The organism is Streptomyces sp. NPDC002730 (genome assembly GCF_042888805.1).
Taxonomy (GTDB): domain Bacteria; phylum Actinomycetota; class Actinomycetes; order Streptomycetales; family Streptomycetaceae; genus Streptomyces.
Genome location: NZ_JBIAQG010000002.1, coordinates 125561 through 150828, shown reverse-complemented (window position 1 = coordinate 150828; position 25268 = coordinate 125561). Strand labels below are relative to the sequence as shown.

Sequence of the window (25268 nt, the reverse complement as noted above, 5' to 3'; positions counted from 1 at the left end):
GGATGTCTCTGCCACTCGACGGCCTGTCCGCGATCGTCACCGGGGCGGGCCGCGGTCTCGGCCGCGCGGAAGCGCTGGAACTGGCCGGGCTCGGCGCGAGCGTCGTCGTCAACGACTTCGGCCTGCCGGGCCGCGACGGCTCCGGAGAGGCCTCGGCCGCACCGGCCGAGGAGGTCGCCGCCGAGATCCGGGCGGCGGGCGGCTCCGCCGTGGCCCACCAGGGGGACGTCTCCGACTTCGCGCAGGCCCGCGAGCTCGTCCAACTGGCCGTCTCCCGCTACGGAAAGCTCGACATCCTGGTCAACAACGCGGGCATCCTGCGCGACCGGATGGTCTTCTCCATGAGCGAGGAGGAGTGGGACTCGGTCATACGGGTCCACCTCAAGGGCCACTTCAACACGACCCACTTCGCGGCGGTCCACTGGCGCGAGCGCTCCAAGACGGCGGGCGGTCCGGTCTACGGCAGGATCGTCAACACGTCGTCGGAGGCGTTTCTCGCCGGCTCCGCGGGCCAGCCGAACTACGCGGCGGCGAAGGGCGGCATCGTCGGCCTCACCACGTCCACGGCGCTGGCGCTGGGCAAGTACGGAGTGACGGCCAATGTGATCTGCCCGCGCGCCAGGACCCGTATGACGGAGGACGTCTTCGCGGGCTTCGCGGAACCGGTGGACGGCGGGCTCGACCCGCTGGCGCCGGAACATGTCGCCCCGCTGGTGGGATATCTGGTTTCTCCGGCGGCGGCGAAGGTCAACGGCCAGCTGCTCGTTGCGCACGGTGGAATGGTGGCGATCGTCGAACGGCCCAGGGTGGTCGCGAAGTTCGACACGTCCAAGGAGGCGTTCAGCTACGACGAGCTGGACGGGCTGCTCACCCCGCACTATGCGGACCGGCCGCCGAACGAGACGTTCGCGGCGGCGGAAGTGCTGGGCCTCAAGCACGGGTGAACCAGGGCTGTCCGGTGACCGGGGCCGTCCGGTGGCCGGCTTGTCCTCAATCGCCGGACGGGCTCGGGTTCAGCCCCTCCGGCGATCGAGGAGCGCGGTCCGGGGGAACCCCAGGTGTCCGCGTCAGACCGCGCTGCCTACCTCCCCGGGCCGGCGGTGCCGCCCGTGCGCCGGAGTCGCGGAGTCCTCCGTCGTGGCCGCACCACCCCGGTGCTTTCCGGCGCCGCCGGCCTCGGCCTGGACGGCGGCCGCACCGTACGGACGCTCCTGGGTCGTGTCGGTTCGGGCTTGAGACATGTGGGAAGTCACCCCGTCGTGATCGCTGAATTACGTGTCGCAGGGCCCCCGCCCACACCCATGAACCCCGTCACCGCCGGCGTCCGGTCGGTGCGGCTGAGCAGCCCCGCCCGAGAATTTAATCAGGGGCCGTACGCCCGGTGAGAGGCGCCTGCTGCAAAGGAACCGGCTTGCACACAACAGGAGTCCCGGCGCCCTCGGACGGTTCCTCACCTGCGCATTCCGGTTGTGCCGGTTCTGTGATCACCTCGGGCTGCGTGGTCACATCCGGTACGAAGGTGTCCGTGGGCCCGTCGATCCGCGCCACCCCGCACGGCACCGCCCCGGTCGCGTACGGCAGTTGCAGCACCCCCTCCCGGCTCCACAGCCCGGCACCCGCCAACCACCCGTCCGGCGCGGCAAGTTGATGCAGTCGCCGCCCCGCTGGGCGCCACAGGCCGAGCCAGCTCCCCGCCGCCCCGTCGATCCGCAGCGCCACCGCGCAGCTCTCCGGCATCAGCGCCTGTCCGGGCTGCACGGCGAACGGCGTCACCGCGCAGTCCGCGAGCCGCAGACATTCCGGGAAGCGCACCGGCCGCAGACTTCCCAGCACCCCCCAGCCGAGCCGGCCGTGGCCCGGTGCGTTCGAGCGGATCAGCAGCAGTCCGCTGTCCGGCTCCGCCAGCAGCAGCCGGTCGTCGCTATCCTCGGTGATCTGCAGCAGCGGCGTCACCTCTCCACCCCGCTCCAGATCGACCGCCACCGCCTTGACCGGGCCGTCGTCCCACTGCCGGTCCAGGGCAAGCATCCGCCCCGTACGGTCCAGCCAGACCCCGCCCGAGCAGCGCCCCGGCACCTCGGCGACCAACTCGGGTCCGAACGCGCTGCCCGCCACCAACCAGACCGCGGTGGACTTCGCGCCCGGTGCCAGGGCGTAGGCGGACACGCCGTCCGGCGACGGCGGCAGCAGCGTGAGCTCCGCCGACTCGATCCAGCCGAGCGGCAGTTCACCCGTCCCCGGCCCCGTCGGATACAGCAGCGAGAAGGCATGCGTGCCCGCCACCCGCCGCCGGATCAGCACCCGCCCGTCGGTCAGCGGCAGCACCTCGGCGTCGCGCTCCTCCGGCTGGCCGAGCGGCAGTGGCACCGCATACGGCTCGGGTCCGTCGAGCGTCCACCGCTCCGGGAACAGGGCCTCGCCGTCCCCGGCCAGCCGGGCCGCGTAGGTCCCGTCCGCAGTGATCGTGAACCCCGTACTCCCCACAGCTCCGTTGGCGGTCTCGATGGCACAGGCTGTCATCGGCACGTCACCTCCGGTGACTGAAGCTAGGTATCCTCCCCATGCCGGACAACATCGAGACCGCCCACTTCACACATAAGGGTGGCCGGGCCGGGATTCGCCTGAGGGGCAGGGGGCGACTGTGCTCAGCGGGATGGCGGTGCTCAGGGTGAGGCGCGCCTAAGTGCTGCGCGGACAAGGTCCTCGAGTTCCCCGGCCCGTAGTCGATCAAGCGGCGGCAGCGGTCGAACAGGCCTCCCAGGCCGACGGGGCACGGAGCGCGGGTAACCTGTTCTCGTGCCCCGTCTGTCTGAAGTACTCGCCGCGCTCGACGCCCTGTGGCCCCCCGAGCGGGCCGCGGAGTGGGACGCCGTCGGCACGGTCTGCGGGGAACCGGAAGCCCAGGTCAGCCGGGTCCTGTTCGCCGTGGACCCGGTGCAGGAGATCGCCGACGAGGCGATCGAGCTCGGCGCCCAGCTGATCGTCACGCACCACCCGCTCTATCTGCGCGGTACGACGACGGTCGCGGCCTCCACCTTCAAGGGCCGCGTCGTGCACACACTGATCAAGCACGACATCGCCCTGCATGTCGCGCACACCAACGCGGACACCGCCGACCCCGGGGTCTCCGACGCCCTCGCGGGCGCGCTCGACCTCCGGGTCGTACGCCCTCTGGTGCCGGACGCCACGGATCCGAGCGGTCACCGCGGCCTCGGCCGGATCTGCGAGCTCGACCATCCCGAGACACTGCGCGAGTTCGCCGCCCGCGCGGCGAAGCGACTGCCGCCCACCGCGCAGGGCATCCGCGTCGCCGGCGATCCGGACGCACTCGTCCGTACCGTCGCGGTCAGCGGCGGCTCCGGCGACAGCCTCTTCGACCAGGTGCGGGCCGCGGGCGTGGATGCGTTCCTGACCGCCGACCTGCGCCACCACCCGGCCTCCGAAGCCACGCAGCACTCGCCCCTCGGGCTGGTCGACGCCGCCCACTGGGCCACCGAATGGCCCTGGTGCGAGCAGGCCGCCGCACAGCTCGACGAGATTTCCGACCGGCACGGCTGGGGCCTCAGGGTCCACGTCTCGCACACGGTCACCGACCCCTGGTCCGCCCACCACTCTTCTCCTGGAGCCCCCAACTGAACGCCGCGCCCGCCGACCAGATCCGACTCCTCGACGTCCAGGCCCTCGACGTACGACTGTCGCAGCTCGCCCACAAGACCAAGTCGCTGCCCGAGCACGCCGAGATCGAGTCGCTCAACAAGGACCTCACGCAGCTGCGCGACCTGCTGATCGCCGCGCAGACCGAGGAGAGCGACACCGCCCGCGAGCAGACCAAGGCGGAGCAGGACGTCGACCAGGTGCGCCAGCGCGCCGTACGCGACCAGCAGCGCCTCGACTCGGGCGCGGTCACCTCGCCCAAGGACCTGGAGAACCTGCAGCGCGAGATCGTCTCGCTCGCCAAGCGCCAGGGTGACCTGGAGGACGTCGTCCTCGAGATCATGGAGCGCCGTGAGTCCGCGCAGGAACGTGTCTCCGAGCTGACCGAGCGGGTTTCCGCCGTCCAGGCCAAGGTCGACGACGCGACCGCGCGCCGGAACGCCGCGCAGCAGGAGATCGACCGCGAGGTCGCCTCGGTCACCAAGGAGCGCGAGGTCCTGGGAGGCTCCGTACCCGCCGATCTGCTGAAGCTGTACGAGAAGCTGCGCGTCCAGCAGGGCGGGGTGGGCGCGGCCCGCCTCTACCAGCGCCGTTGCGAGGGCTGCCAGTTGGAGCTCAACATCACCGAGGTGAACGAGGTCAAGGCGGCGTCGCCGGACACCGTGCTGCGCTGCGAGAACTGCCGCCGCATTCTGGTCCGCACCGCAGAGTCGGGCCTGTAATGCGGGAGTTCGTCGTCGAGGCCGACGGCGGCTCCCGGGGGAATCCGGGCCCGGCCGGCTACGGCGCGGTCGTGCTCGACCCGAAGACGGGCGAGCCCCTGGCCGAGGCGGCCGAGTACATCGGTGTGGCGACGAACAACGTCGCCGAGTACAAGGGCCTGATCGCGGGGCTGAAGGCCGCGAAGGCCCTCGACCCCGGGGCCTCGGTCCGGGTCCGGATGGACTCCAAGCTGGTCGTCGAGCAGATGTCGGGCCGCTGGAAGATCAAGCACCCGGACATGAAGCCGCTCGCGGCAGAGGCCGCGCGGATCCTGCCGTCCGGCCAGGTGACGTACGAGTGGATCCCGCGCGAGAAGAACAAGCACGCGGACCGGCTCGCCAACGAGGCGATGGACGCGGGCAAAAAGGGCAAGCAGTGGGAGCCGTCGCGTTCCACGGCGGCCCTGAACGCGCTTGACGCGCGGGACGCGGAAGCGGCGCGAGTGGTGGGCGACGCGGCCGCCGGCGCGGCGAAGGCGAGGGCGGCGCTGACGGGCGGCGGGTCGGCGGGTTCGGGCCGTGTGGAGTCTTCCCCCGGGGCCGGGCCCTCGGGTTCGGGTCGCGCGGGGTCTTCTGTCGGGGCCGGAGCCACCGCGAGCAGCGAAGCCGCGCCGACGGCCCCGCCGGTCGGCTGGGGCCCCGCCGACCTCGGCGCCCCGGCCACCTTTGTCCTCCTGCGTCACGGCGAGACGCCCCTCACCCCCGAGAAGCGTTTCTCGGGCAGCGGCGGCAGCGACCCCTCACTGTCCCCGGTGGGCCTGCGCCAGGCCGACGCGGTCGCGGCCGCACTCGCGGCGCGCGGCACGATCGAGGAGATTGTCAGCTCCCCGCTGAAGCGCTGCCGCGAGACCGCGGAGGCGGTCGCGGCCCGCCTGAACCTCGATGTCCGTATCGAGGAGGGTCTGCGTGAGGCGGACTTCGGCGCGTGGGAGGGCCTGACGTTCGCGGAGGTGCAGGAGCGGTACGGCGACGATCTGACGGCCTGGCTGGCCTCGCCGAAGGCGACCCCCTCGGGCGGCGGCGAGAGCTTCGCGACGGTGGCCCGCCGCGTCGCGGCAACCCGCGACAAGCTGCTCGCGCGCTACGCGGGCCGCACGGTGCTGCTGGTCACGCACGTCGCCCCGGTCAAAACCTTCGTCCGGCTGGCCCTGGGCGCTCCGCCGGAGTCCTTGTTCCGGATGGAGCTCTCGGCGGCGTCGATCTCGGTGGTGGCCTACTACTCGGACGGAACCGCGTCGCTGCGCCTGCTCAACGACACGTCTCACCTGCGCTGACGCGATGACCTGGTATCTGACCGAGGACGTCGAGGAGTTCCGCCGCGCCGCCGGCGACTGCCTGGCGCGGGACTCCGTCCTCTGCACCGCGCTGCTCACCGTGAGCGAGATGGTGCGGCGGCACGGACCGCACGCGTACGAGGACGCGGAACCCGCTCGGTTCGGGTGGTGGCGGGAGAGCGACGACGCACCCGTGGACGCCGCGTTCCTGCAGACGCCGCCGCGGCCGCCGCTGCTCGGCCCGATGCGGGAACCCCTCGCCCGTGCGCTGGCGCGGAAGTTGCGCGCGGCAGGGGTACCGCTCAGTGGCGTGAAGGGCGGGGACGGCAGCACACAGGCCTTCGCCGACGAGTGGACGGGCGGAGGCGGCTGGACCGCCGCCACGCGGCTGCGGCTCTTCCGGCTCGGTGAGCTGACGCCGCAGCAGCCCCCGCCGCCCGGCCGCACCCGGCAGGCCACCGCCGACGACATGCCGGCTGCCGCCGCCTGGATGAAGAGGTTCGCCGCCGACATAGGTGAGACGTCCGACGCGGACTACACGCAGAACATCTCGCGCCGCGTCGCCGACGGATGCCTGTACTTCTGGGAGACCGACGACGGACAGCCGGTCTCCATGGCGGCCCGCTCGCCGATCGTCGCGGGACAGTCCCGGGTCTCGCCCGTCTACACCCCGGCCGGGCTCCGCGGACGCGGATACGCCGGCGCGGTCACCGCCGCCGTCAGCCGCGCCGCGCTCGAGGCGGGCGCGGAACAGGTCCTGCTCTTCGCGGACCAGGCCAACCCCACCAGCAACGCCCTCTACCAGCGCCTCGGTTACCGACCGCTGGCCGACTTCGTGGACGTGGACTTCGTAGACGTGGACTTCGTGGACGTGGACCTCGTCGACGTGGACCTCGGCTGAACTCAGCCGCGCAGCGCGGCCGCTCCGGCCGCCAGGGTCTCGACCCGTGCCCAGTCCTTGGCAGCGATCGCGTCGGCGGGCAGCATCCAGGTACCGCCCACACACCCCACGTTCCGCAGCGCCAGATACGACGGTGCCGAAGCGGACGAGATCCCGCCCGTCGGGCAGAAGCGGGCCTGCGGAAGCGGCCCGGCGAGGGACTTGAGATACGGCGTGCCGCCGGCCGCCTCCGCCGGGAAGAACTTCATCTCGCTCACTGAGCGCTCCAGCAGCGCCACGACCTCCGAGGTCGTCGAGACGCCGGGCAGGAACGGCACGCCCGATGCCTTCATCGCGTCCAGCAGCCGTTCCGTCCAGCCGGGGCTGACCAGGAACCGCGCTCCGGCCGCCACCGCCGCGTCCACACCGTCCGACGAGATCACCGTGCCCGCGCCGACCACCGCGTCCGGCACCCCGTCCGCGATCGCGCGGATCGCGTCGAGCGCGGCCGGCGTCCGCAGCGTCACCTCGATCGCCGGCAGACCCCCGGCGACCAGGGCCCGCGCGAGCGGTACGGCATCGGCGACGTCGTCGATGACGACGACGGGTACGACAGGCGCGAGGTCCAGCACGGAGGTCATGGCCCCATCCTGCCGGTCCCACTGCGCACCACGCAACGATCGTTGCATACGGTGCAACGTGTCAGTGGATCTGGGTGACCACCACGTCCAGCGCCCACGCCCGCCCCGCCCTGGCCGGCGCCTGCGCCTCCACCACGTACCCGAGATCCCGCAGTGTCTCCACCAGCTCGCCGGGCCCCGCCGGCTTCGCGCCCGTCATCAGGAGGTCCCGTACCAGCCGGCCCTTCGTCGCCTTGTTGAAGTGGCTGACCACCGAGCGCTTCTCGACCCCGTCGACCAGCTGCGAGTGCAGCACCCGCACCGTTGCCGTACGCCCCGCCACCTCGCCCTGCGGCTTCCATGCCGCCGTGTACGCCGAGGACCGCAGATCCAGCACCAGCCCGTTGCCCGCCGCCTCCGGCAGCACGGAGGCCATCTGCCCGCGCCAGTACGCCCCCAGCGCGCCGAGCCCCGGCAGCTTCACGCCCATCGAGCAGCGGTACGACGGAATCCGGTCGCCGACCCGCACCGCGCCCCACAGCCCCGAGAACACCAGCAGCGACTGCCGGGCCCGCCGCCGCGCGTCCGGCTCCAGCGTCGCCAGACCGAGCGCGTCGTACAGCACGCCCGTGTAGATCTCCCCGGCCGGCCGGGTCCCCGCGGTCCGCAGCTCCACGTTCTTCGCGATCTCGCCGCGCAGGCCCTCGCTCAGCCCCAGTACCTCTCGCGCCTTCTCCTCGTCGGCGGCGCACAGTTCGACCAGTTCGTCCAGCACCGCGGCGCGCGCCCCGGCAAGACCCGGCAGCGACAGTGACTCCGGCTTCAGCGGAGCCCCGCGCCCCGAAGCGGCCTTACCCTCCGACGGCGGCAACAGCACGAGCACGGCAGGTCTCCTTCGTACGTACGGGGGCGGGGGGTGCGGCCCCCGCGCCAGCCTACGGTCATCCGGGTGCCGTCCGTCCCGGCCCGCCATACGCTCGGTCCATGCCCCGCCGCCATATGCACATGACCGGCGCAGCCGAAGCTCCGCTCCGGGCCGCACTGCGTGAGCTGCGTACCACGCTCGACGTGCCCGAGGGCTTCCCGGCCGAGGTCCTTGCCGAGGCGGAGTCCGCAGCCAAAGCGCCGCGCCTGCCGGACCACGACGCCACCGACATCCCGTTCTTCACCATCGACCCACCGGGCTCCGTCGACCTCGACCAGGCGATGCACCTCGCCTCCCGTCGCGACGGCGGCTTCCGCGTCCACTACGCGATCGCCGACGTCGCCGCCTTCGTCACCCCCGGCGGCGCGATCGACGCCGAGGCCCACCGCCGGGTGCAGACCCTCTACTTCCCGGACGAGAAGGTCCCCCTGCACCCGGCCGTGCTCTCCGAGGGCGCGGCCAGTCTGCTGCCCGACCGGGCCGCGCCGGCGCTGCTCTGGCGGATCGACCTCGACGCCGAGGGCCGTACCGTCACGACCGAGGTGCGCCGCGCGCTCGTACGCAGCCGCGCCAGGCTCGACTACGAGGATGTGCAGCGGCAGATCGACGCGGGCACCGCCGAGGAGCCGCTGGCGCTGCTCAAGGACATCGGGCTGCTGCGCGAGGCGCTGGAGCGCGAGCGCGGCGGCATCTCGCTGAACGTCCCGGAGCAGGAGGTCGTCGAGCGGGACGGCGCGTACTTCCTCGAATACCGCGCCCCGCTCCCGGCCGACGCCTGGAACGCCCAGATCTCCCTGCTCACCGGGATGGCCGCGGCCGACCTCATGACGGCGTCGGGCACCGGCATCCTGCGCACCCTGCCCACCGCCCCGGTCGGCGCGGTGGCGAGGCTGCGCCGCTGCGCGACGGCCCTGGGCATCGACTGGCCGCACCATGTCTCGTACGCCGAAGTGGTCCGCTCCCTCGACCCGCACAACGCCCGCCATGCCGCCTTCCTCCAGGAGTGCACGACGCTCCTGCGCGGCGCGGGCTACGCCGCCTTCTCGGGCGGCGAGCTGCCCTCGCCCGCGGTCCACGCCGCCGTGGCCGACGAGTACACGCACTGCACCGCGCCGCTGCGGCGGCTCGTCGACCGGTACGCGGGCGAGCTGTGCGTGGCGGCGGTGGCCGGGCAGGCGCCCCCGGAGTGGGTGACGGCGGCGCTGGACAAGCTGCCGCAGGAGATGGCGGAGGGCTCCCGACGCGCCAACACGGTGGAGCGGGAGTGCGTCGACCTCGTCGAGGCGGCGCTGCTGAAGGAGCGGGTCGGCGAGATCTTCGACGCCTTCGTCGTGGATGTGAAGGAGCGCGAGCCGGCCGTCGGGACGATCCATCTGGCGGACCCGGCGGTGGTGGCCAGGATCGACGGCGGCGGCGAGAAGCTTCCCCTGGGGGAGCGTGTACGGGCCCGGCTCACGCAGGCCGACCCGGGGACGGCGAAGGTGCTGTTCGCGCTCGCGTGAGCGCGGCGACGAGCGCTTTCGGGTCATCGGCTGCCGATCGTCCGGGCGCCGGTCCTCGCGGGCCTGTGCGGCCGGCTCGTCCACATCTCGTACGATCGCGCCTTCGGCTACGGACTCCGAACCAAGGAAGGCTTTCAGCGTGCCTGACTCCACCCGTGCGCAGCAGATCATCGCCGCGGCCCGCGAACTGCTCGAGCAGGAAGGCCCGGAAGCCCTCACCATGCGCCGACTCGCCGAGCGGGTCGGCATCAAGGCCCCGTCCCTCTACAAGCACTTCCCGGACAAGTCCTCGGTCGAGACTGCCCTGATCGCCGAAGCCCTTCGCGAGAGCGCCGAGGTCCTCGAGGCGGCGGAGGCCGCGACCCCCGGCTCCTTCCAGGCCCTGGCCACCGCCTACCGCGCCTACGCCCTGGCCCACCCGCACCTCTACCGCCTCGCCACCGACCGCCCGCTCGCCCGCGAGGCCCTGCCCGCGGGCGTGGAGGACCGTGCCGCGGCCCCCCTCATCCGCGCGGTCGGCGGCGACGCGGACACCGCCCGCGCGGCCTGGGCCTTCGCCCACGGCATGACCATCCTCGAACTGAACGGCCGCTTCCCGCCGGGCGCCGACCTCGCGGCGGCCTGGGCCACCGGCTCCGCGGGCTTCGTCCCCGCACACGCCAGGTAACATGGCCGACACGGCAGACGAGCCGGGCGGACGGCCGCGTGAAGATCTTCTGGATCTTCCCGAGGAACGTCCGGGCTCCACAGGGCAAGGTGGTGGGTAACGCCCACCCGGGGTGACCCGCGGGACAGTGCCACAGAAAACAGACCGCCGAGGACCTCGGTCCTCGGTAAGGGTGAAACGGTGGTGTAAGAGACCACCAGCGCCTGAGGTGACTCAGGCGGCTAGGTAAACCCCACTTGGAGCAAGGTCAAGAGGGGCCGCCGTAAAAAGCGGCCCTGCGCGGACGTTCGAGGGCTGCCCGCCCGAGTCCGCGGGTAGACCGCACGAGACCGGCGGCAACGCCGGTCCTAGATGGATGGCCGTCTCCCCGGCCGCCGCGAGGCGACCGGGCGACAGAACCCGGCGTACAGCCCGACTCGTCTGCCGCCTTGCATTTCCCCAGGTCCGAGGGCGCGGCCCAGTTCGCCGCCGGACTCCTGCCGATGCTCCAACCCTGACGCAGGGCCAAGGCCAAGCCGTGGTGCGATCCGGACGGGCCGGCTGCCGAAGTGGCAGCGCAGGTGCATCCAGCGGCCGCCTGTGGGGTTACGGGCAGCTGCTGATGGGCGCTTACCTCGGTCTCCAGGTGACCTTCGGCGTGTGCCGATGACGGGCTCAACCACTTCAGTTTTCGTACTGGTTGGGTGGGGCCGGGACCGGTCTGGCCCGGCTGACGTCGATGAACGGGATGATGCCGTCGTTGACGGGGTCCCTGGTCTGTTTGCTGGTGTAGGTGCCGATGACTTCGAGCCAGGTGTCGGGTTGCAGGGCGGGAGGAATCCGTCCGGACAGGCCGATCTTGACGGGTTGGGCGTCGGCAGCACAGCAGTTGAGGCCCATGCGGACGAGGTAGGGTGCGCCGCTGCCGTCGAGGGTGATGAAGCCGGTGATTTTGATCCGCCGGTCGCCGAGTGAGTGTCCGTGGTCGTAGACCGCGCGGCCGGCGTAATCGACGACGCTGAGCTGGAGAGGGTCGCCGGCGGGGAGGGTGGGGAAGCCCCAGGGTTGTTGCAGGGCCGTGCCGGCGCGCAGGGCGCTGTAGGAGCCCAGGGCGGGTGGGGCGACCAGGATGAGAGCGAGCACGGGCAGGACGAGGAGCCAGGAAATTCGTGGTTCGCGGTGGGTGTGGCCGCGCCGGTCGTGGTGCTCACGCCCGGGCCGGTTCTCCTCGGTCGCGCGCGGCCGTCGCAGTTCGTACCAGACGGTGGCGACGGCGGCGACGATCAGGACGATGCCGGCCACGAGCAGCAACGGGCGCAACCCGGCCTTGACGTAGCGCAGGTAGAGGTCCGTGAAGCCGGCGTGCAGCACCGCCGCGCCGACGAGGAACAGTACGGCTGCTTGCGCCTGCCGGTTCACAGCAGGACCGCCCCGACCAGGACCGACATAAGGACGGCCAGGGTGAAGGTGGCGGGGGCGAACCGCAGCGCGAACCCGCGGCCGAACGTGGCGGCCTGCATGGCGAACAGTTTCAGGTCGATCATCGGTCCGACGACGAGGAATGCCAGCCGGGCGGTGAGCGAGAACTGGGACAGGGACGTGGCCACGAACGCGTCGGCCTCGGAGCAGATCGACAACACCACCGCGAGGATCGCCAGGGTGAGGATCGACACCACAGGGTTGTTGGCCGCGGTGTGCAGCCAGCCTGCCGGTACGACGGCTTTGAGGGTGGCCGCGGCCATCGCGCCGACGACGAGGAAGCCGCCGGCGTGCATCACGTCGTGCCGTACGGATCCCCAGAACGCCGCCCCCTTGCCGAGGCCGTCGAACGACGGGTGGGCCGGTGGGCGCAGCCAGTCGCTGCGGCCCAGCCGCTGCCACAACCAGCCCATCGCGCACGCCACGAGCAGACTCGCCACGAACCGGGCGAGGACCATCTGCGGGTCGCGGGGAAACGCGACGGCGGTGGCGGTCAGCACGATCGGGTTGATCGCCGGGGCGGACAGCAGGAACGCCAACGCCGCCGCGGGGGTGACGCCGCGGCGCACCAGCGCCCCGGCCACCGGCACGGAGGCGCACTCGCAGCCGGGGAGGACCGCCCCGGCCATCCCGGCGACCGGCACCGCGAGGGCGGGCTGTTTCGGCAGCGCGCGGGCAAAGAACGACGGTGGGACGAACACCGCGATGATCGCCGACAGCAGCACGCCGAGTACGAGGAAGGGCAGGGCCTGTACAACCACCGCGACGAACACGGTCATCCAGCTCTGCATCACCGGCGCGGACAACGCCCGGCGGATCGGCCCCTGCAGCACAACCACCAGGAGCAGCAACATCGTCAGGACGAGGGGTGAGTTGAACTGCCAACCCTGCGGATCGTCCGCGTCGCGATGGTCAGCCCGGGGCGGGGCTGTTCTGGTGGCGGTCACGGGTGAGGTACCTCCGGTATGGAAAGGCTTCGCGGGTTGGTTCCCCTCCACCTTCAGTACGCCGGTTCGGGCACAGCTTCTCATTCCTGAATCAACGCGAGTTGATCGAGGCTTGCTTTGGTGTGCGGGGGAAAACCCCACCACGACGTTCGTACAGGCAGGATCGATCCGGCCGGCAACGACTGTGATCGTGGAAGCATGGAGATCACGCAGCAGTCACTTCGCCGTTCCGCCGGTTCGTTCGTTGCGAAGACCCTGGGCAGGCCCGGCCGGTCGTGGGCCTGGCGGGGGATCACCTTGCTGCCGGTGTCGGCCACCCGGTTCATGCGCGCAGTATCGAGGGGGCGCCTCGCCGACGCGCCGACGGCGCTCCTCGGGATGGGGCTGGGGCTCGTCGCCTGGTTCATCATCCTGATCAGCACACAGGCGGCCGTAAATGGCGCTCTCTACCCGCTGTTGGATGCGCACGACTACCAGAACTCCTGGGGCGGCCCCACCCTCGCGGGTGCCTGGGCGGCACACGCGGGGCTGGCCGTGCCGATTCTCGTCGCTGCCATATGGCTACTGCGTGGCCTGGTCGTACTCGGTTCCGACGATCAGGAACCGTCCACCGGATCGAGGTCCCACTGGTGGAGCAGGCCGCTCGCCCTCCTGTTGGCCGCAGCGGGAGCGGTGCTGTTCGTGGGATGGATCAATCAGCTGTGAACCGGATTGCGTTCGGCACTCTGCGCCCTGCCGGACGGCAAAACCCTGGCCCGTCAGGGCGGCCCGCGCCGACTGGCCGACGAACTCGACCGAACGCGACGGAACTCACCAACGCGGTGGTACCTGCGGCCTTTTGTGCAGCCGCTGCGGTTCGGGCGGGGGTGGCGTATTGGCCCGCAGCGGAAGCGCAAGCAACGCCCCGGCCACGAAACCGACCACATGGGCGAGATAAGCAACGGTGCCGACCCCCGCGACGCCGTAGCCGGCCGAGTAGAACGCCTGCAGGACGAACCACAGTCCCAGCACCGCCCAGGCGGGGAGCCGCAGAGGGAAGAAGAACAGGAAGGGCACCAGGCCCCACACCCGGACCCGCGGGTAGAGCACCAGGTAGGCGCCCAGCACGCCGGCGATAGCCCCGGACGCCCCGATCAGCGGTTCGGCGGAATCGGGGTTGGCCAGCGCGAAGCCGTACCCGGCCACGTACCCGCAGAACAGGTAGAACAGCAGGTACCGCAGCCGCCCCAACCGGTCCTCGATGTTGTCACCGAAGATCCACAAGAAGAGCATGTTGCCCAGCAGGTGCAGCCAGCTGCCGTGCAGGAACATCGAGGTCAGCACGGACAGCGGAGGCACCTTGTCGTAACGGGGCGGTCCGAGCAGGCAACCCGGCCCCTGGGGGCCCACGGCGGGGTTCCCGGTCGGGACCAGGTCCGGCACCCGGTTGTGGATCAGCTCCCGCGGGACGGCGCCCCACTGCTCGAGGAAAGCCTGCAGATGGCACAGGTGCGTGAGGCCGCTGTCGCCCGCGATCGAGGACACGGCCACGGGCATGCGCAGGAACACGACCACGTTGGCCACGATCAGCGCGTAGGTGACCCAGGGGGTGCGCCGCACCGGATTCGAGTCATGAACGGGAATGACCACATAAGGAACCTGCCCCGATCGGCACGGAGAGTCCGGCCCGGCCCCTGCCATGTCAGCCGCCCGGCCGTATCGGCGGCGGCTCCTCGCGCTGCCGAGCTGATGTCAAGCGCGGCTGCAGCGGTGGGGTTCAGTCGTCGCTGAAGCCGGTCGAAGGCCCTTCGCCTTCGTGCCGGATGACCAGCTCACTCGCGTGCTGACGTCCTGCCGCCGCCAATAGGATCTAATGGAGTGGCGCACGCGGAGCAGAGACATACCGATCATCACCGGTCGACAGTTCCGCCTTGGATCCGCGCGGCTCTCAAACTCTGGATGGTTGTGCATGACTGCTGCCTCTCCCCACCTCGATCCTGCCCGGCCCGGACAGAACACGGCAGGCTCGCCAGCTGCGCCGCAGCACCACGATCTGTTTCTTCAGCCGCAGTACACCGTCGAGCTGCCGCCACTGGAGGAGGAGGAAGACGCCTCCTACGCAGTTTCACCCCTTCCCGCGCACCGGCGGCGCGGAGCAACCCGCGGACGTTGACCGCTGCCCGTAGCGCGCGGTGAGTCCTTCTGCTGCGAACTACGGGCTATGCGGAGGACTGCGGCGGACGCGGGCGAGGACGAGCACCGTGTCGTCGTCCGGCGGGTCGGGCAGCAGGCTCGAGAGCATGCGGTCCGCTGTTTCCTCCAACTGGCCCGACGCCCTGCGTAGTTCGGCACGTACCGCGGCCAGGCCCTCTTCGATGTCCTGGCCACGTGCTTCGATGAGGCCGTCGGTGTACAGGGCGAGAATGGCGTCCTCCGGCAGGGTGATCTCGATTGTTGAGAAGGGGTGACCGCCCACCCCGAGGGGAACTCCCAGGACATTGCTGATGGTCTCGACCGTGCCGTCAGGGTGGCGTACGAGGGGCGGGGGGTGGCCGGCGCTGGCCATGCGGGCGCGCCCGGTCGTGGGGTCGTACAGGATGTAGAGGCAGGTCGCCAGCTCGATTCCCGCCTCCTGGGCACAGGCGTCGAGCTCGGCGAGCAGTTCGTGCGGTTCCTGGGTGTGCCTGGCGAGTGCCTTGGCCGTGATGCGCAGCCTCCCCATGGCCGCGGCGGCCGGCACCCCGTGGCCCATCACGTCACCGACGACCAGGGCGACCCGGTCGCCGGGCAGGTTGATCACGTCGTACCAGTCGCCGCCGACCTCGGTGATGTGGCTGCCGGGCAGGTAGCGGTGGGCGACCTGCACGTAAGGGCTTGTCGCCAGGGCGCTGGGGAGCAGCGCGCGCTGGAGGGTGACCGCGATGTCATGCACTCGGCTGTAGAGCCGCGCGTTGTCCAGGCAGAGCGCGGCGCGGGAGGCGAGCTCGCCGGCCAGGCTGAGGTCCTCCTCGGTGAAGGCCGGCCTGGCCGCGGAGCGTCCGAACATGGTGAGGCCCTGGACCGTGCCCCGGGCGATGAGCGGGGCGATGAGGATGCAGGCCAGGCCGCTGTCCCTCAGGAGCTGGGCGCGGGCCTGGTGGATGACGGTCCGGGTCATGAACTCGTCGTTCACCTGGACGGAGACGGGGCGGCCCGTGCGCAGCATCCGGTGGATGGCGGAACCCGGTGGGTATGTCACGCTCTCCAGCCCGCTCACGAGTTCGGTGGCGGGTGGGGGCAGGCTGGTGCCGGAGGCGATCCGGCGCGTGACCAGCGGAAGTTCCGGGTCGAACACCTCGGGCTCGTCCATCCACTCCACGACTTCCACGACGGAGGCGTCCGAGAAGTCGGGAACCGCGGCGTCGACCAGCTCCCGAGCGGTGACGTTCACGTCCAGGGTGGTGCCGATCCGGGCCGCGGCCCGGTCCAGCAGAGCCAGCCGCTGACGACCGGCGGTTGCCTCCATGATGGCCTGCTCCCGGTCGGTCACGTCCACCAGCAGGCCGCCCACTCCGGAGTGGCTTCCGACCGCGCCGCTGAGGGGGAAGAAACTCACCGACCGCACTTGATCACGATCCGGGTGACCTGGCGTGCGTACACCCACCAGCGCGCCCACAACGGTCTGTCCCTCCGCGGCGACCGCGCGCAGTATCCGCTGGTACTCACCCCCGTCGGAGGTGATCATGATCTCTTCCATCCGCCGTCCGAGGTGCTCCTCGATGGGAAGCCCGTCCATGTCGGCGAGCGCCTGGTTGACGTGGACGTACCGCAACTCCTCGTCGAGCATCACCAAGCCGATGGGACACGTCTCGAAGAGGGCGTCAAGGAAGGCCAGGTTGGTCTTCACCCGATCGAGTTCGTCACTGCGGCTCGCCAGGGCCATGACCACCGAACGGCCCCCTGCGCCGGTGACGGGGAAGACCCGGAAACCGCAGTCGAAGACCGCGCCGTCCAGGTGCCGTGCCGGCAGCCGGCCGCGCCAGTACCCCAGGGTGCGGCCTCGCTCCGCCAGCCGGATCGAAGGGTCAGGGGCGCCTCGGGGCGGATCCGGGAAGAGCACACCGGCGGGTTTGCGCAGCACCGCAGCGGGGTTGTGCCCGAAGAGGTCCCGCGCGCCAGGTCCCCAGTAGCAGATCCGGTCGTCATCATCGATGCCGAAGACGGCAACGGCCACGTGTTGCAGTAGTGTCCCGGGCTCGGACCAGAGCGGACCGGGAGCCTTCTCGTCCCCCGACCGATCTGACGGCACGACTGTCGCCTTCCACCCGCGGCACAACGCATCGCCTTGCCCCGCCCACCGGGCGCCGAAAGAGGCTCAGGCGTCTTTGTCATCCATTGTGCAGATATCTGAGTGACTCTGTACGGTCAGAGGCTCTTCGGCTCGATCCGGTTGCCAACCGTGCTGGAACCGTCACTCCGAGTGATGCATGGATCGCTGTGGCCTCCACCGACGGCGACTGCCACGAGGCGGCCAGGCATCCGGCGACGGTGCTCACGGTTGCTCCGCGCGGCGTGGTGCGGGTACGCCCCGGTCGTTCTGAAGGACCCACAGTTCCTGGAAGAGCCCGGGGGACCCGACCAGTTCCCCGAAGGTGCCCTGCTGGATGACGCGGCCGTGGTCGAGTACGACGATCTGGTCCGCGACGGCGACATTGGCGAGGCGGTGGGTGACGAGCACGACGGCTCGGTCCCGGGCGATGTCCCGGAGGCCGGTGAAGATGCGGTGCTCGGCGCGGGCGTCGAGTGCGCTGGTGGGTTCGTCCATGACGAGCAGCCCGGCCGGGCGGTGGAAGGCGCGCGCGATGGCGATGCGCTGCCACTGGCCGCCGGACAGCTCCACCCCGCCGAACCACTCCCGCGCGAGCAGCGTGTCCAGACCGCTGCGCAGACCGTCCACCACCTCGGCGGCCCCGGAGCGTGCGGCGGCGCGGAGAACCGCCTCGTCGCCGTCGTGGAGCTGGCCCAGCGTGATGTTGTCCCTGGCGGACATGGGCCAGTGCGCGAAGTCCTGCGGGACGATCGCGGTCTGCGTCCACAGGGCGTGCGGATCGAAGTCGGCGACGTCCTTCCCGTCCCAGGTCACGGTGCCGTCGGTCGGAAGGTACAGGCCGGTCAGGAGCTTGCTGAGAGTGGTCTTGCCGGAACCGTTCTCGCCTACCAGAGCCAGGACTTCGCCCCGGCGGACCTCGAGACTGACCTTCTCCAGCGCGGGGCGGTCCGCGCCCGGGTAGCGGTAGGTGAGGGCCTCGGCCTTGACGGTCTGTGGGGGCGGCGGTGTGAGAGTGCCACGATTCAGACGGTGGCCGCCGGCCTCCTCGATGAACTCGGCCCAGTCGTCGAGATAGAGCCCGGTGCGGAAGAGGCGGGTGCCGTAGCCGACGACGCCGTGGAGCGAGGAGCCGACCGTACGCAGGGCGAAGACCGCCGTGCCCGCCGAGGCGACCGACATCCGCCCCGACGCCAGGAGAAGAGCGAGGGCCACCCACACCAGCCCGGCCGCCAGCCCTCCGGCCGTCGCGCCGACGATCGCGTAGCGCGCGCCCTGGTGCACGGCCTTGTCGGTCGCGGAGTCGACCCGGTTGCCGATGGCCCGGTAGCGGTTCAGGAGGAACTCCGCCATGGTGCACGAGCGAAGCTGGTCGGCGGTGTCCTTGTCGACCACGAACCAGCGCAGCAGGTTCAGGGTCCGGCGCTCCGCGGCCATGGCGCGTGAGGTCTCGTAGTGGACACGGGCGCCCTTCACGCTCGCGATTCCCTGCGGGACCGCGGCGAGCATCAGCAGCGGCAGCAGGACCGGATGCAGGACCGTGACCACTCCGGCCGCCGCGACGAGCGAGGCGACGCAGGCCATGACGTCCTGGGACTCGGTCAGGAGATCCTGGGCGACCTCGGCGCCGCGGTCGGCCGCCTCGCGCTTGTCGTTGAAGCCGGGATGGTCGTACGCCGCCAGCTCCGCGTTGACCGCCGCGCTCAGCATCTGCAGCTCGGCCTCCCGGGAAATCCTGGGGGACAGGCGGCTGGAGATGTTGTTGACGGCGATACCCAGCAGGGCCCGCAGGCCGGCCGCTCCGGCCAGTACGCCGATCGAAGGGAGGGCGTCCAGAAGGTTGTCGCCCATATTGCCGCCGGCGATCAGAGCCGTGATCGTGCTCGTCGTCGCGAGCAGCCCGAACGCCTCCATGAAGCCTGAAAGGGCCTGGCAGACCAGGAGGGTGACGACCGCGCGCCGGTCGACGCGCCAGGCGAGGGCCAGTGCTTTGCGTACGAGCTGGGGCAGCCGCTTGGCCATCGCCTTCGTGGTGACAGGCTGCTGCTCGAAGGCGGCCAGTGTGGCGGAGCGGTACCGCAGCTCCTCACCGGGGTTCTCGGCGGCTTCGGTGGTCTTGGTGGTTTCGGTGGTCTCAGGGGTCTCGGCGGTCAACTCGGTCCCTTCTTCAGCCACGCCACTGTCCTGACGGGTTGAACTCCGGGAACCACCTTTGCCGCTGCCGGTCCACGGCGATATCGAAAGCGCCGAAAACCAGCGAAAAGTGTCCGGGCTGACACGGGGCGGCGGACGGGGCGGATCAGTCCGGTGACCGCTCCAGCGAACGCACCGCGATACCGCGAAGATGCGCGCCGAAGACCTCCGGCGCGTCCGGCGTGAGCCTACGCAACGCCACCATCGCCGTGATGATCACGTCGCAGAGCTCCGACTCCACGTCCTGCCAGCTGTGCGTCGTCCCCTTGCGTGGATTCTGGCCGGTCGCGCCGATGATCGCCTGGGCGACCTCGCCGACCTCCTCCGAGAGCTTCAACATCCGTAGCAACGTCTCCTGTTGGGGCGGCAGATCGCTCTCCGCGTCGAGCCAGTCGTGCAGCCGGCCGACCGTGTCCCAGATGGGGTCCAGGGTGTGATTCATGCGCGCAGCCTGCCATGTGCGGGGTGCTCGCGGGGTGCAGTCGGCGGGGCGCAGCCGACGGGGGACGGCTCGCGCAGGTGGCCGACGCCAAAGGGTGAGGCGGGGTCCGGAGGTGTAGGGATGGAGGTGGCTCCGCCCAGTCCTCGTAGCGAAGGAGACACCGTGACCATTTCCGTGGACAAGCTCAACGAACCCGCCGTCCGCGCCTTCGTCGGCGCCCTCAACGCCGGTGACCGCGAACGCTTCCAGGCCGCCCTCGCGCCGGGCGCGACCATGTCCGACGACGGCAGCGACCGCGACCTCGACGACTGGACCGAGCGTGAGATCTTCTCCTCGCGCGGGCATATGGAGGTCGATTCGCAGTCCGCCGACGGGCTGTCCCTGGTCGCCCGCTACCGCAACGACACCTGGGGCGAGATGCGGACCTCCTGGAAGTTCAAGGTGGAGGGCGGGAAGGTCGGCCGCTTCGAGACCGGGCAGGCCTGACCGGCCGGCTCGGTGACGGGACCTCGGTGACGGGACCTCAGTGGCGGACCTCGGTGGCGAATCTCAGCGGCGGGCCTCGGTGGCGAACCTCGGCGGCGGGCCTCAGCCGACGTCAGGAATGCGGGCCCCTGAGCCGCTCACCCGCACCCGCGGATCGCCTTCGCTGAGCGTCACCGTCAGCACTCCGGGACGGCCCATGTCCACGCCCTGGTGCAGGGTGAGTTCCGACTCGCCCGGTACGAGGCCGAGTTCGCGCGCGTACGCACCGAACGCCGCCGCCGCCGCGCCCGTCGCCGGATCCTCGACCACACCGCCCACCGGGAACGGGTCCCGGACATGGAACACCGAGGCGGACTCGCGCCACGCCAACTGGACCGTCGTCAGGTCGAGGCGGTGCATCAGCGCTTCGAGGCGTGCGAAGTCGTACTGAAGATCCGCGAGCCGGGCGCGGGTCGCGGCCGCCAGGACCAGATGGCGCGCGCCCGCGAAGGCGATACGCGGCGGCAGCGCCGGATCCAGGTCCTCGGCGGCCCAGTCGAGAGCGGCGAGTGCTTCGCGCACATCATCGGCGGCCGCCTCCTCGACGTGCGGCTCGACACTGGTGAGCGTCGCGCGCAGCACGCCGTCCACGGACTCGACCGTCACCGGCACGGGGCCGACGCGGGTGACGAAGACGAAGTCGCCGGGGCCGGTGCGCTCCGCCAGCGCGACGGCCGTCGCGACCGTGGCGTGACCACAGAACGGGACCTCGGCCTTCGGGCTGAAGTACCGGACGGTGAAGGCCTGCCCGGAGACACCAAGGCCCTGCCCAGAGGCGCCGAAGCCCTCGGGCGGTGCCGTCAGGAACGCGGACTCGCTGTAGCCGACCTCGGCCGCGACGGCGAGCATCGCCGCGTCGTCGAGCCCGGACGCGTCCAGGACGACCCCCGCGGGGTTGCCCCCTTCGGGGTCGGTCGAGAAGGCGGTGTAGCGCAGCACATCGGCAGTCTTGATCATGGCCGGAACCCTACGGGACCGCCACGGCTTCCAGAAAGGGAGTTCAGCCCCGACCGATGTACGGCATGGCCGTCGCCATCACCGTGGCGAACTGCACATTCGCCGCCAGGGGCAGCTCCGCCATATGGAGCACCGTCCGCGCCACATCCGCCGCGTCCATCACCGGCTCCACCACCACGTCCCCGTTGGCCTGCAGGATCCCCGCCTGCATCCGCTCCGTCATCTCGGTCGCCGCGTTGCCGATGTCGATCTGGCCGCACGCGATCGAGTACGCCCTCCCGTCGAGCGACAGCGACTTCGTCAGGCCCGTCATCGCGTGCTTCGTCGAGGTGTACGGCGCCGAGTTCGGGCGCGGCACATGCGCCGAGATCGAGCCGTTGTTGATGATCCGGCCGCCCTGCGGCGACTGCTCCTTCATCGCCCGGAACGCCGCCTGAGCGCACAGGAACGCACCCGTCAGGTTCACGTCCACCACCGTGCGCCAGGCCTCGTACGTCAGGTCCTCGAAGCTGACGCGGGGGCCGGACGTGCCTGCGTTGTTGAACAGCAGGTCAAGTCGGCCGTGGTGTTCCCGTACCGCGGCGAACAGCGTGGTGACATCGGCCGGTGACGTCACATCAGTGGGGAAGCACAGCACATCCCCGCCCGCCAGAGACGCCGTTTCCGCCAAGGCCTCGGCCCGCCGACCCGCCAGAACCACCGACCAGCCCGCACCTGCCAGCGTCAGCGCCACGCTCCGGCCGATGCCCGAACCCGCTCCCGTCACCACCGCAATCCTCGATACAGCGTTCATGGACGCGCAGCGTAGTCGCCCATCTGTACGTGGAACTCATCCGACCGACATACGGATGTTGTGTACTCGACAACGCAGAGTCGTCGGCCCCTACTCCAATGCGGAAGGACAACAGCCGTCAGGGGAGGGGCACATGAGAACCGCATCGCACGCACCCGAGCTCCGGGCCGCCGCCCAGCACATCGGCCGCCGCAGGTTCCTCACCGTCACCGGCGCCGCCGCCGCGCTCGCCTTCGCCGTCAATCTGCCCGGTACCGCCCACGCCGCCGAACTCGACGCCAAGAAGATCACCGAGGATCCCTTCACCCTCGGCGTCGGCTCCGGAGACCCGAAGCCCGGTTCCGTACTGCTGTGGACGCGCCTCGCGACGCGCCCGTACGAGCCCGACAGCGGACTGCCGCGCGCCAAGGTGTCGCTGCGCTGGGAGCTCGCCCACGACTCCGGCTTCACCCGTATCGCCCGGCGCGGATCCGTCACCGCCCACCCGGAGTTCCACCACAGCGTCCACGTCGACGTCCTCGGCCTCGACAACGACCGGCCCTACTACTACCGCTTCCGCGCCGGGAACTGGATCAGCCCGACCGGACGGACCAGGACCGCGCCCGCCCGGTCCGCGCTGATCAGTGAGCTGAAGCTCGCCGCCGTCTCCTGCCAGGCGTACCACGACGGCTACTTCACCGCGTACAAGCACCTCGCCGAGGAGGAGCTCGACGCCGTCTTCCACCTCGGCGACTACCTCTACGAATACGCCGTGGACGGGGTCGGCGGCGCCCGGAAGTACACGGACCGCCGCCTCCCCTCCCACTACAACCGCGAGACCGTCACGCTCGAGGACTACCGGCTGCGCTACGGCCTCTACAAGTCCGACCCCGATCTGAAGGCCGCGCACGCCGCGCACCCCTTCATCGTCACCTGGGACGACCACGAGACCGAGAACAACTACGCGGACGAGACTCCGGAGAACGACGTCCCGCCGGAGGAGTTCCTGCTGCGCAGGGCCGCCGCCTACCGCGCGTACTGGGAGAACCAGCCGCTGCGCAAGCCGCAGCAGCCCGCAGGACCCGATATGCAGCTCTACCGACGGCTGTACTTCGGGCAGCTCGCGCAGTTCGACATCCTCGACACCCGTCAGTACCGCTCCGACCAGGCGTACGGCGACGGCTGGCAGATCCCGGGACCGGAGTCCGAGGACCCGGCGCGCACTCTCACCGGCGCCGAGCAGGAGCGCTGGCTGCTCGACGGGTGGAAGGCCTCACACGCCCGCTGGAACGTCGTGCCGCAGCAGGTCACCTTCGCGCAGCGGCGCGATGTCCCCACCGGCACCTTCAAGTTGAGCATGGACTCCTGGGACGGCTATCCGGCCTCCCGCGCCCGAGTCCTGGCCGGTGCGCAGGCGGCCGGTATCGAGAACCTGATGGTTCTCACCGGCGATGTGCACGTCGGATACGGCCTCGACCTGAAGAAGGACTTCAACGACCCCGCGTCCCGCACCGTCGGCACCGAGATCGTCGCCACCTCCATCAGCAGCGGAAAGGACGGTGCCGAGAAGCCCGCCAACTGGGACAGGCTCACCCAGGCCAACCCGCACATGAAGTTCTACAACGGCCGCCGCGGCTACGTGACCGTCACCCTCGGCGAGCAGCAGGCGCGCGCCGACTTCCGGACCGTCAGCGCCGTCACCACACCGGGCGCGCCCGTCACCACGGCGGCGTCCTTCGTGACCGAGGCCGGCGACCCCGGGCTCAAGCCGGTGTAGCTCGCGCCGTCGGTTCAGTTCGCGCCGTCGGTTCAGCTCCCGCCGCCGGCCTCGCCCGGGGAGCGGACGCCGACGCGGTCCCGTACCGCGTCGGCGTCCGCATCACGGCACGGCCGTCGGCGCACCCACCCGCGATCTCGCTCGTCGCAGACCCGCCCTCGAGAAAAAGGTCTCGACCACTCCCGACGAGCTGAGAGCATGGATGCGGACACCAGGAACAGGAGCTGTTGATGCCGGAGAGCGGCCAGAGCACACAAGGACACATACCCTCCGCCGACCCGGCACCCGCACAGGCAGCACCCGCACAGGCAGCACCCGCACAGGCAGCACCCGCACAGGCAGCACCCGTACCCGCAGCTGCTCCCGTCGCCGCGGCCCGCCGCGCCGGCCTTCTGGTCACCCTCGTCCTCGGCGGCCTCACCGCGCTGCCGCCGCTCTCCATGGACATGTACCTCCCGGCACTGCCCGCCGTCACCGAATCGCTGCGCGCACCCGCCGCGACCGTCCAGCTCACGCTCACCGCCTGTCTCGCGGGCATGGCGCTCGGCCAGCTCGTGGTCGGCCCGATGAGCGACAGGTGGGGGCGCCGCCGCCCGCTGCTCATCGGCATGATCGTGTACGTCGTGGCCACCGCGATCTGCGCACTGGCGCCGACCATCGAGCTGCTGACCGGTTTCCGGCTGCTGCAGGGACTGGCGGGCGCGGCCGGCATCGTCATCGCGCGGGCCGTGGTGCGCGATCTCTACGACGGCGTGGAGATGGCCCGGTTCTTCTCCACCCTGATGCTGATCTCCGGTGTCGCGCCGATCATCGCGCCGCTGATCGGCGGCCAGGTGCTGCGGATCACCGACTGGCGCGGCGTCTTCGTCGTCCTCACCGCCATCGGCATTCTGCTCACCCTCGTCGCGGTGAAGTGGCTGCACGAGACCCTCCCGAAGGAGAAGCGGCACAGCGGCGGCGTCGGCCAGGCCCTGCGCACCATGCGCGGGCTGCTCGCCGACCGGGTCTTCACCGGCTACATGCTCACCGGCGGCCTCGCCTTCGCCGCGCTCTTCGCGTACATCTCCGCCTCGCCGTTCGTGGTGCAGGAGATCTACGGCGCATCCCCGCAGACCTTCAGCCTGCTCTTCGGCGTCAACTCCGTCGGTCTGATCATCGTCGGCCAGATCAACGGCAAGGTGCTGGTGGGCCGGATCAGCCTGGACAAGGCGCTCGGCTTCGGCCTGGCCGTGATCACACTGGCCGCCACCGGGCTGCTGCTGATGACATCGGGAGTCTTCGGAAAGGTGGGCCTGTTCCCGGTCGCGGCCGGTCTCTTTGTGCTGATGTCGGCGATGGGTCTGGCGATGCCCAACACCAACGCCCTGGCCCTGATGCGTACCCCGCACGCCGCGGGCTCCGCGTCCGCGCTGATCGGCACGGCGTCCTTCCTCATCGGCGCCGTCGCATCCCCGCTCGTCGGGATCGCGGGCGAGTCGACGGCGGTTCCGATGGCCGTGGTCCAACTGGCTTCCGCACTGGCCGCGCTGGGCTGCTTCCTGGTCCTGTGCCGGCCGTGGCAGCGGCGCGCCGAGGCCGTCTGACCGAGGCCGTCCGACCGAGGCCGTCCGACGCGGGCGAGACCTGGCA

General features: G+C 70.9%; 23 protein-coding genes and 1 other RNA gene. 12 read left to right on the top strand and 12 right to left on the bottom strand.

Annotation, left to right across the window (positions count from 1 at the left end):
- Window positions 1-2: 2 nt before the first annotated feature.
- Window positions 3-944, top strand: coding sequence for a 3-oxoacyl-ACP reductase (locus ACFYXH_RS05595; protein ID WP_389560869.1), 942 nt, complete (start codon window positions 3-5; stop codon window positions 942-944).
- A gap of 123 nt (window positions 945-1067) precedes the next feature.
- Here ACFYXH_RS05595 and ACFYXH_RS05590 read toward each other — a convergent pair whose 3' ends face one another.
- Complete coding sequence (locus tag ACFYXH_RS05590; RefSeq protein WP_389560868.1) at window positions 1068-1241, bottom strand: hypothetical protein; 174 nt, start codon at window positions 1239-1241, stop codon at window positions 1068-1070.
- A 118-nt stretch (window positions 1242-1359) separates the two neighbouring features.
- Window positions 1360-2520, bottom strand: coding sequence for a hypothetical protein (locus ACFYXH_RS05585; protein ID WP_389560867.1), 1161 nt, complete (start codon window positions 2518-2520; stop codon window positions 1360-1362).
- A 276-nt stretch (window positions 2521-2796) separates the two neighbouring features.
- Between ACFYXH_RS05585 and ACFYXH_RS05580 the strand changes: the two genes are divergently transcribed.
- From ACFYXH_RS05580 to ACFYXH_RS05565, 4 genes are read left to right on the top strand one after another with little or no spacing between them, the layout of a single operon-like run.
- On the top strand, window positions 2797-3636 hold the full coding sequence (locus ACFYXH_RS05580; protein ID WP_389560866.1) for a Nif3-like dinuclear metal center hexameric protein: 840 nt from the start codon (window positions 2797-2799) through the stop codon (window positions 3634-3636).
- Window positions 3633-4376, top strand: coding sequence for a zinc ribbon domain-containing protein (locus tag ACFYXH_RS05575; RefSeq protein WP_389561280.1), 744 nt, complete (start codon window positions 3633-3635; stop codon window positions 4374-4376). The genes ACFYXH_RS05580 and ACFYXH_RS05575 overlap by 4 nt, the downstream gene beginning before the upstream one ends.
- On the top strand, window positions 4376-5689 hold the full coding sequence (locus ACFYXH_RS05570; protein WP_389560865.1) for a bifunctional RNase H/acid phosphatase: 1314 nt from the start codon (window positions 4376-4378) through the stop codon (window positions 5687-5689). Before ACFYXH_RS05575 ends, ACFYXH_RS05570 begins: the two co-directional genes overlap by 1 nt.
- Window positions 5690-5693: 4 nt before the next feature.
- Window positions 5694-6590 carry a GNAT family N-acetyltransferase gene (locus ACFYXH_RS05565; protein WP_389560864.1) on the top strand — a complete coding sequence of 299 codons (897 nt, stop codon included), beginning with the start codon at window positions 5694-5696 and terminating at the stop codon, window positions 6588-6590.
- Between the two features lie 2 nt (window positions 6591-6592).
- Here the strand turns inward: ACFYXH_RS05565 and eda are convergent, their stop codons facing one another.
- A complete protein-coding gene (gene eda / locus ACFYXH_RS05560) occupies window positions 6593-7210 on the bottom strand; it encodes a bifunctional 4-hydroxy-2-oxoglutarate aldolase/2-dehydro-3-deoxy-phosphogluconate aldolase (protein ID WP_389560863.1) in 618 nt (205 codons plus the stop codon).
- A gap of 61 nt (window positions 7211-7271) precedes the next feature.
- Complete coding sequence (gene yaaA, locus ACFYXH_RS05555) at window positions 7272-8072, bottom strand: peroxide stress protein YaaA (protein ID WP_327323257.1); 801 nt, start codon at window positions 8070-8072, stop codon at window positions 7272-7274.
- 101 nt (window positions 8073-8173) lie between these two features.
- Here yaaA and ACFYXH_RS05550 point away from each other — a divergent pair, with 101 nt between their 5' ends.
- The 3 genes from ACFYXH_RS05550 to rnpB all read left to right on the top strand — a co-directional run bounded on the left by ACFYXH_RS05550 (window position 8174) and on the right by rnpB (window position 10706).
- On the top strand, window positions 8174-9616 hold the full coding sequence (locus ACFYXH_RS05550; protein ID WP_389560862.1) for an RNB domain-containing ribonuclease: 1443 nt from the start codon (window positions 8174-8176) through the stop codon (window positions 9614-9616).
- 139 nt (window positions 9617-9755) lie between these two features.
- Window positions 9756-10283, top strand: coding sequence for a TetR/AcrR family transcriptional regulator (locus tag ACFYXH_RS05545; RefSeq protein WP_389560861.1), 528 nt, complete (start codon window positions 9756-9758; stop codon window positions 10281-10283).
- An 18-nt stretch (window positions 10284-10301) separates the two neighbouring features.
- An RNA gene (gene rnpB / locus ACFYXH_RS05540) (RNase P RNA component class A) lies at window positions 10302-10706 on the top strand.
- Between the two features lie 240 nt (window positions 10707-10946).
- Here rnpB and ACFYXH_RS05535 read toward each other — a convergent pair.
- Together ACFYXH_RS05535 and ACFYXH_RS05530 are read right to left on the bottom strand one after the other, a co-directional pair.
- Window positions 10947-11681 (bottom strand): TIGR03943 family putative permease subunit, encoded by a 735-nt coding sequence (locus tag ACFYXH_RS05535; RefSeq protein WP_389560860.1) that lies wholly within the window; start codon window positions 11679-11681, stop codon window positions 10947-10949.
- Complete coding sequence (locus ACFYXH_RS05530; protein ID WP_389560859.1) at window positions 11678-12688, bottom strand: permease; 1011 nt, start codon at window positions 12686-12688, stop codon at window positions 11678-11680. Before ACFYXH_RS05530 ends, ACFYXH_RS05535 begins: the two co-directional genes overlap by 4 nt.
- Before the next feature lie 198 nt (window positions 12689-12886).
- Between ACFYXH_RS05530 and ACFYXH_RS05525 the strand changes: the two genes are divergently transcribed.
- Window positions 12887-13393, top strand: a complete 507-nt coding sequence (locus ACFYXH_RS05525; protein ID WP_389560858.1) for a hypothetical protein — start codon at window positions 12887-12889, stop codon at window positions 13391-13393.
- 105 nt (window positions 13394-13498) lie between these two features.
- Here ACFYXH_RS05525 and ACFYXH_RS05520 read toward each other — a convergent pair whose 3' ends face one another.
- The 4 genes from ACFYXH_RS05520 to ACFYXH_RS05505 form a co-directional block, all read right to left on the bottom strand.
- A complete protein-coding gene (locus ACFYXH_RS05520; RefSeq protein ID WP_389560857.1) occupies window positions 13499-14317 on the bottom strand; it encodes a rhomboid family intramembrane serine protease in 819 nt (272 codons plus the stop codon).
- Window positions 14318-14879: 562 nt separating this feature from the next.
- Window positions 14880-16955, bottom strand: a complete 2076-nt coding sequence (locus ACFYXH_RS05515) for a SpoIIE family protein phosphatase (protein WP_389560856.1) — start codon at window positions 16953-16955, stop codon at window positions 14880-14882.
- Window positions 16956-17198: 243 nt separating this feature from the next.
- Entirely contained in the window at window positions 17199-19148 is a 1950-nt protein-coding gene (locus ACFYXH_RS05510; RefSeq protein WP_389560855.1) for an ABC transporter ATP-binding protein, read from the bottom strand.
- Between the two features lie 124 nt (window positions 19149-19272).
- A complete protein-coding gene (locus tag ACFYXH_RS05505) occupies window positions 19273-19608 on the bottom strand; it encodes a MazG-like family protein (protein ID WP_389560854.1) in 336 nt (111 codons plus the stop codon).
- Window positions 19609-19770: 162 nt separating this feature from the next.
- Here ACFYXH_RS05505 and ACFYXH_RS05500 point away from each other — a divergent pair, with 162 nt between their 5' ends.
- Complete coding sequence (locus ACFYXH_RS05500; protein ID WP_327323243.1) at window positions 19771-20094, top strand: nuclear transport factor 2 family protein; 324 nt, start codon at window positions 19771-19773, stop codon at window positions 20092-20094.
- Window positions 20095-20196: 102 nt separating this feature from the next.
- Here the strand turns inward: ACFYXH_RS05500 and ACFYXH_RS05495 are convergent, their stop codons facing one another.
- Both ACFYXH_RS05495 and ACFYXH_RS05490 read right to left on the bottom strand, forming a co-directional pair.
- Window positions 20197-21090, bottom strand: a complete 894-nt coding sequence (locus tag ACFYXH_RS05495; protein WP_389560853.1) for a PhzF family phenazine biosynthesis protein — start codon at window positions 21088-21090, stop codon at window positions 20197-20199.
- Between the two features lie 43 nt (window positions 21091-21133).
- Entirely contained in the window at window positions 21134-21883 is a 750-nt protein-coding gene (locus ACFYXH_RS05490; protein WP_389560852.1) for an SDR family oxidoreductase, read from the bottom strand.
- A 133-nt stretch (window positions 21884-22016) separates the two neighbouring features.
- Here ACFYXH_RS05490 and ACFYXH_RS05485 point away from each other — a divergent pair, with 133 nt between their 5' ends.
- Both ACFYXH_RS05485 and ACFYXH_RS05480 read left to right on the top strand, forming a co-directional pair.
- Window positions 22017-23639, top strand: a complete 1623-nt coding sequence (locus ACFYXH_RS05485) for an alkaline phosphatase D family protein (RefSeq protein ID WP_389560850.1) — start codon at window positions 22017-22019, stop codon at window positions 23637-23639.
- A 230-nt stretch (window positions 23640-23869) separates the two neighbouring features.
- The gene (locus ACFYXH_RS05480; protein ID WP_389560848.1) at window positions 23870-25222 is read left to right on the top strand and encodes a Bcr/CflA family multidrug efflux MFS transporter; all 1353 of its coding nucleotides are present in this window, start codon (window positions 23870-23872) and stop codon (window positions 25220-25222) included.
- Window positions 25223-25268 lie beyond the last annotated feature (46 nt).

What these genes read in the sequence shown, in the direction of transcription:
- ACFYXH_RS05595 (WP_389560869.1), top strand. Translation starts at nt 3, where the DNA reads ATGTCTCTGCCACTCGACGGCCTGTCCGCGATCGTCACCGGGGCGGGC.
- ACFYXH_RS05590 (WP_389560868.1), bottom strand. Translation starts at nt 1,241, where the DNA reads ATGTCTCAAGCCCGAACCGACACGACCCAGGAGCGTCCGTACGGTGCG.
- ACFYXH_RS05585 (WP_389560867.1), bottom strand. Translation starts at nt 2,520, where the DNA reads ATGACAGCCTGTGCCATCGAGACCGCCAACGGAGCTGTGGGGAGTACG.
- ACFYXH_RS05570 (WP_389560865.1), top strand. Translation starts at nt 4,376, where the DNA reads ATGCGGGAGTTCGTCGTCGAGGCCGACGGCGGCTCCCGGGGGAATCCG.
- ACFYXH_RS05565 (WP_389560864.1), top strand. Translation starts at nt 5,694, where the DNA reads ATGACCTGGTATCTGACCGAGGACGTCGAGGAGTTCCGCCGCGCCGCC.
- eda (WP_389560863.1), bottom strand. Translation starts at nt 7,210, where the DNA reads ATGACCTCCGTGCTGGACCTCGCGCCTGTCGTACCCGTCGTCGTCATC.
- ACFYXH_RS05550 (WP_389560862.1), top strand. Translation starts at nt 8,174, where the DNA reads ATGCCCCGCCGCCATATGCACATGACCGGCGCAGCCGAAGCTCCGCTC.
- ACFYXH_RS05525 (WP_389560858.1), top strand. Translation starts at nt 12,887, where the DNA reads ATGGAGATCACGCAGCAGTCACTTCGCCGTTCCGCCGGTTCGTTCGTT.
- ACFYXH_RS05505 (WP_389560854.1), bottom strand. Translation starts at nt 19,608, where the DNA reads ATGAATCACACCCTGGACCCCATCTGGGACACGGTCGGCCGGCTGCAC.
- ACFYXH_RS05495 (WP_389560853.1), bottom strand. Translation starts at nt 21,090, where the DNA reads ATGATCAAGACTGCCGATGTGCTGCGCTACACCGCCTTCTCGACCGAC.
- ACFYXH_RS05490 (WP_389560852.1), bottom strand. Translation starts at nt 21,883, where the DNA reads ATGAACGCTGTATCGAGGATTGCGGTGGTGACGGGAGCGGGTTCGGGC.
- ACFYXH_RS05485 (WP_389560850.1), top strand. Translation starts at nt 22,017, where the DNA reads ATGAGAACCGCATCGCACGCACCCGAGCTCCGGGCCGCCGCCCAGCAC.
- ACFYXH_RS05480 (WP_389560848.1), top strand. Translation starts at nt 23,870, where the DNA reads ATGCCGGAGAGCGGCCAGAGCACACAAGGACACATACCCTCCGCCGAC.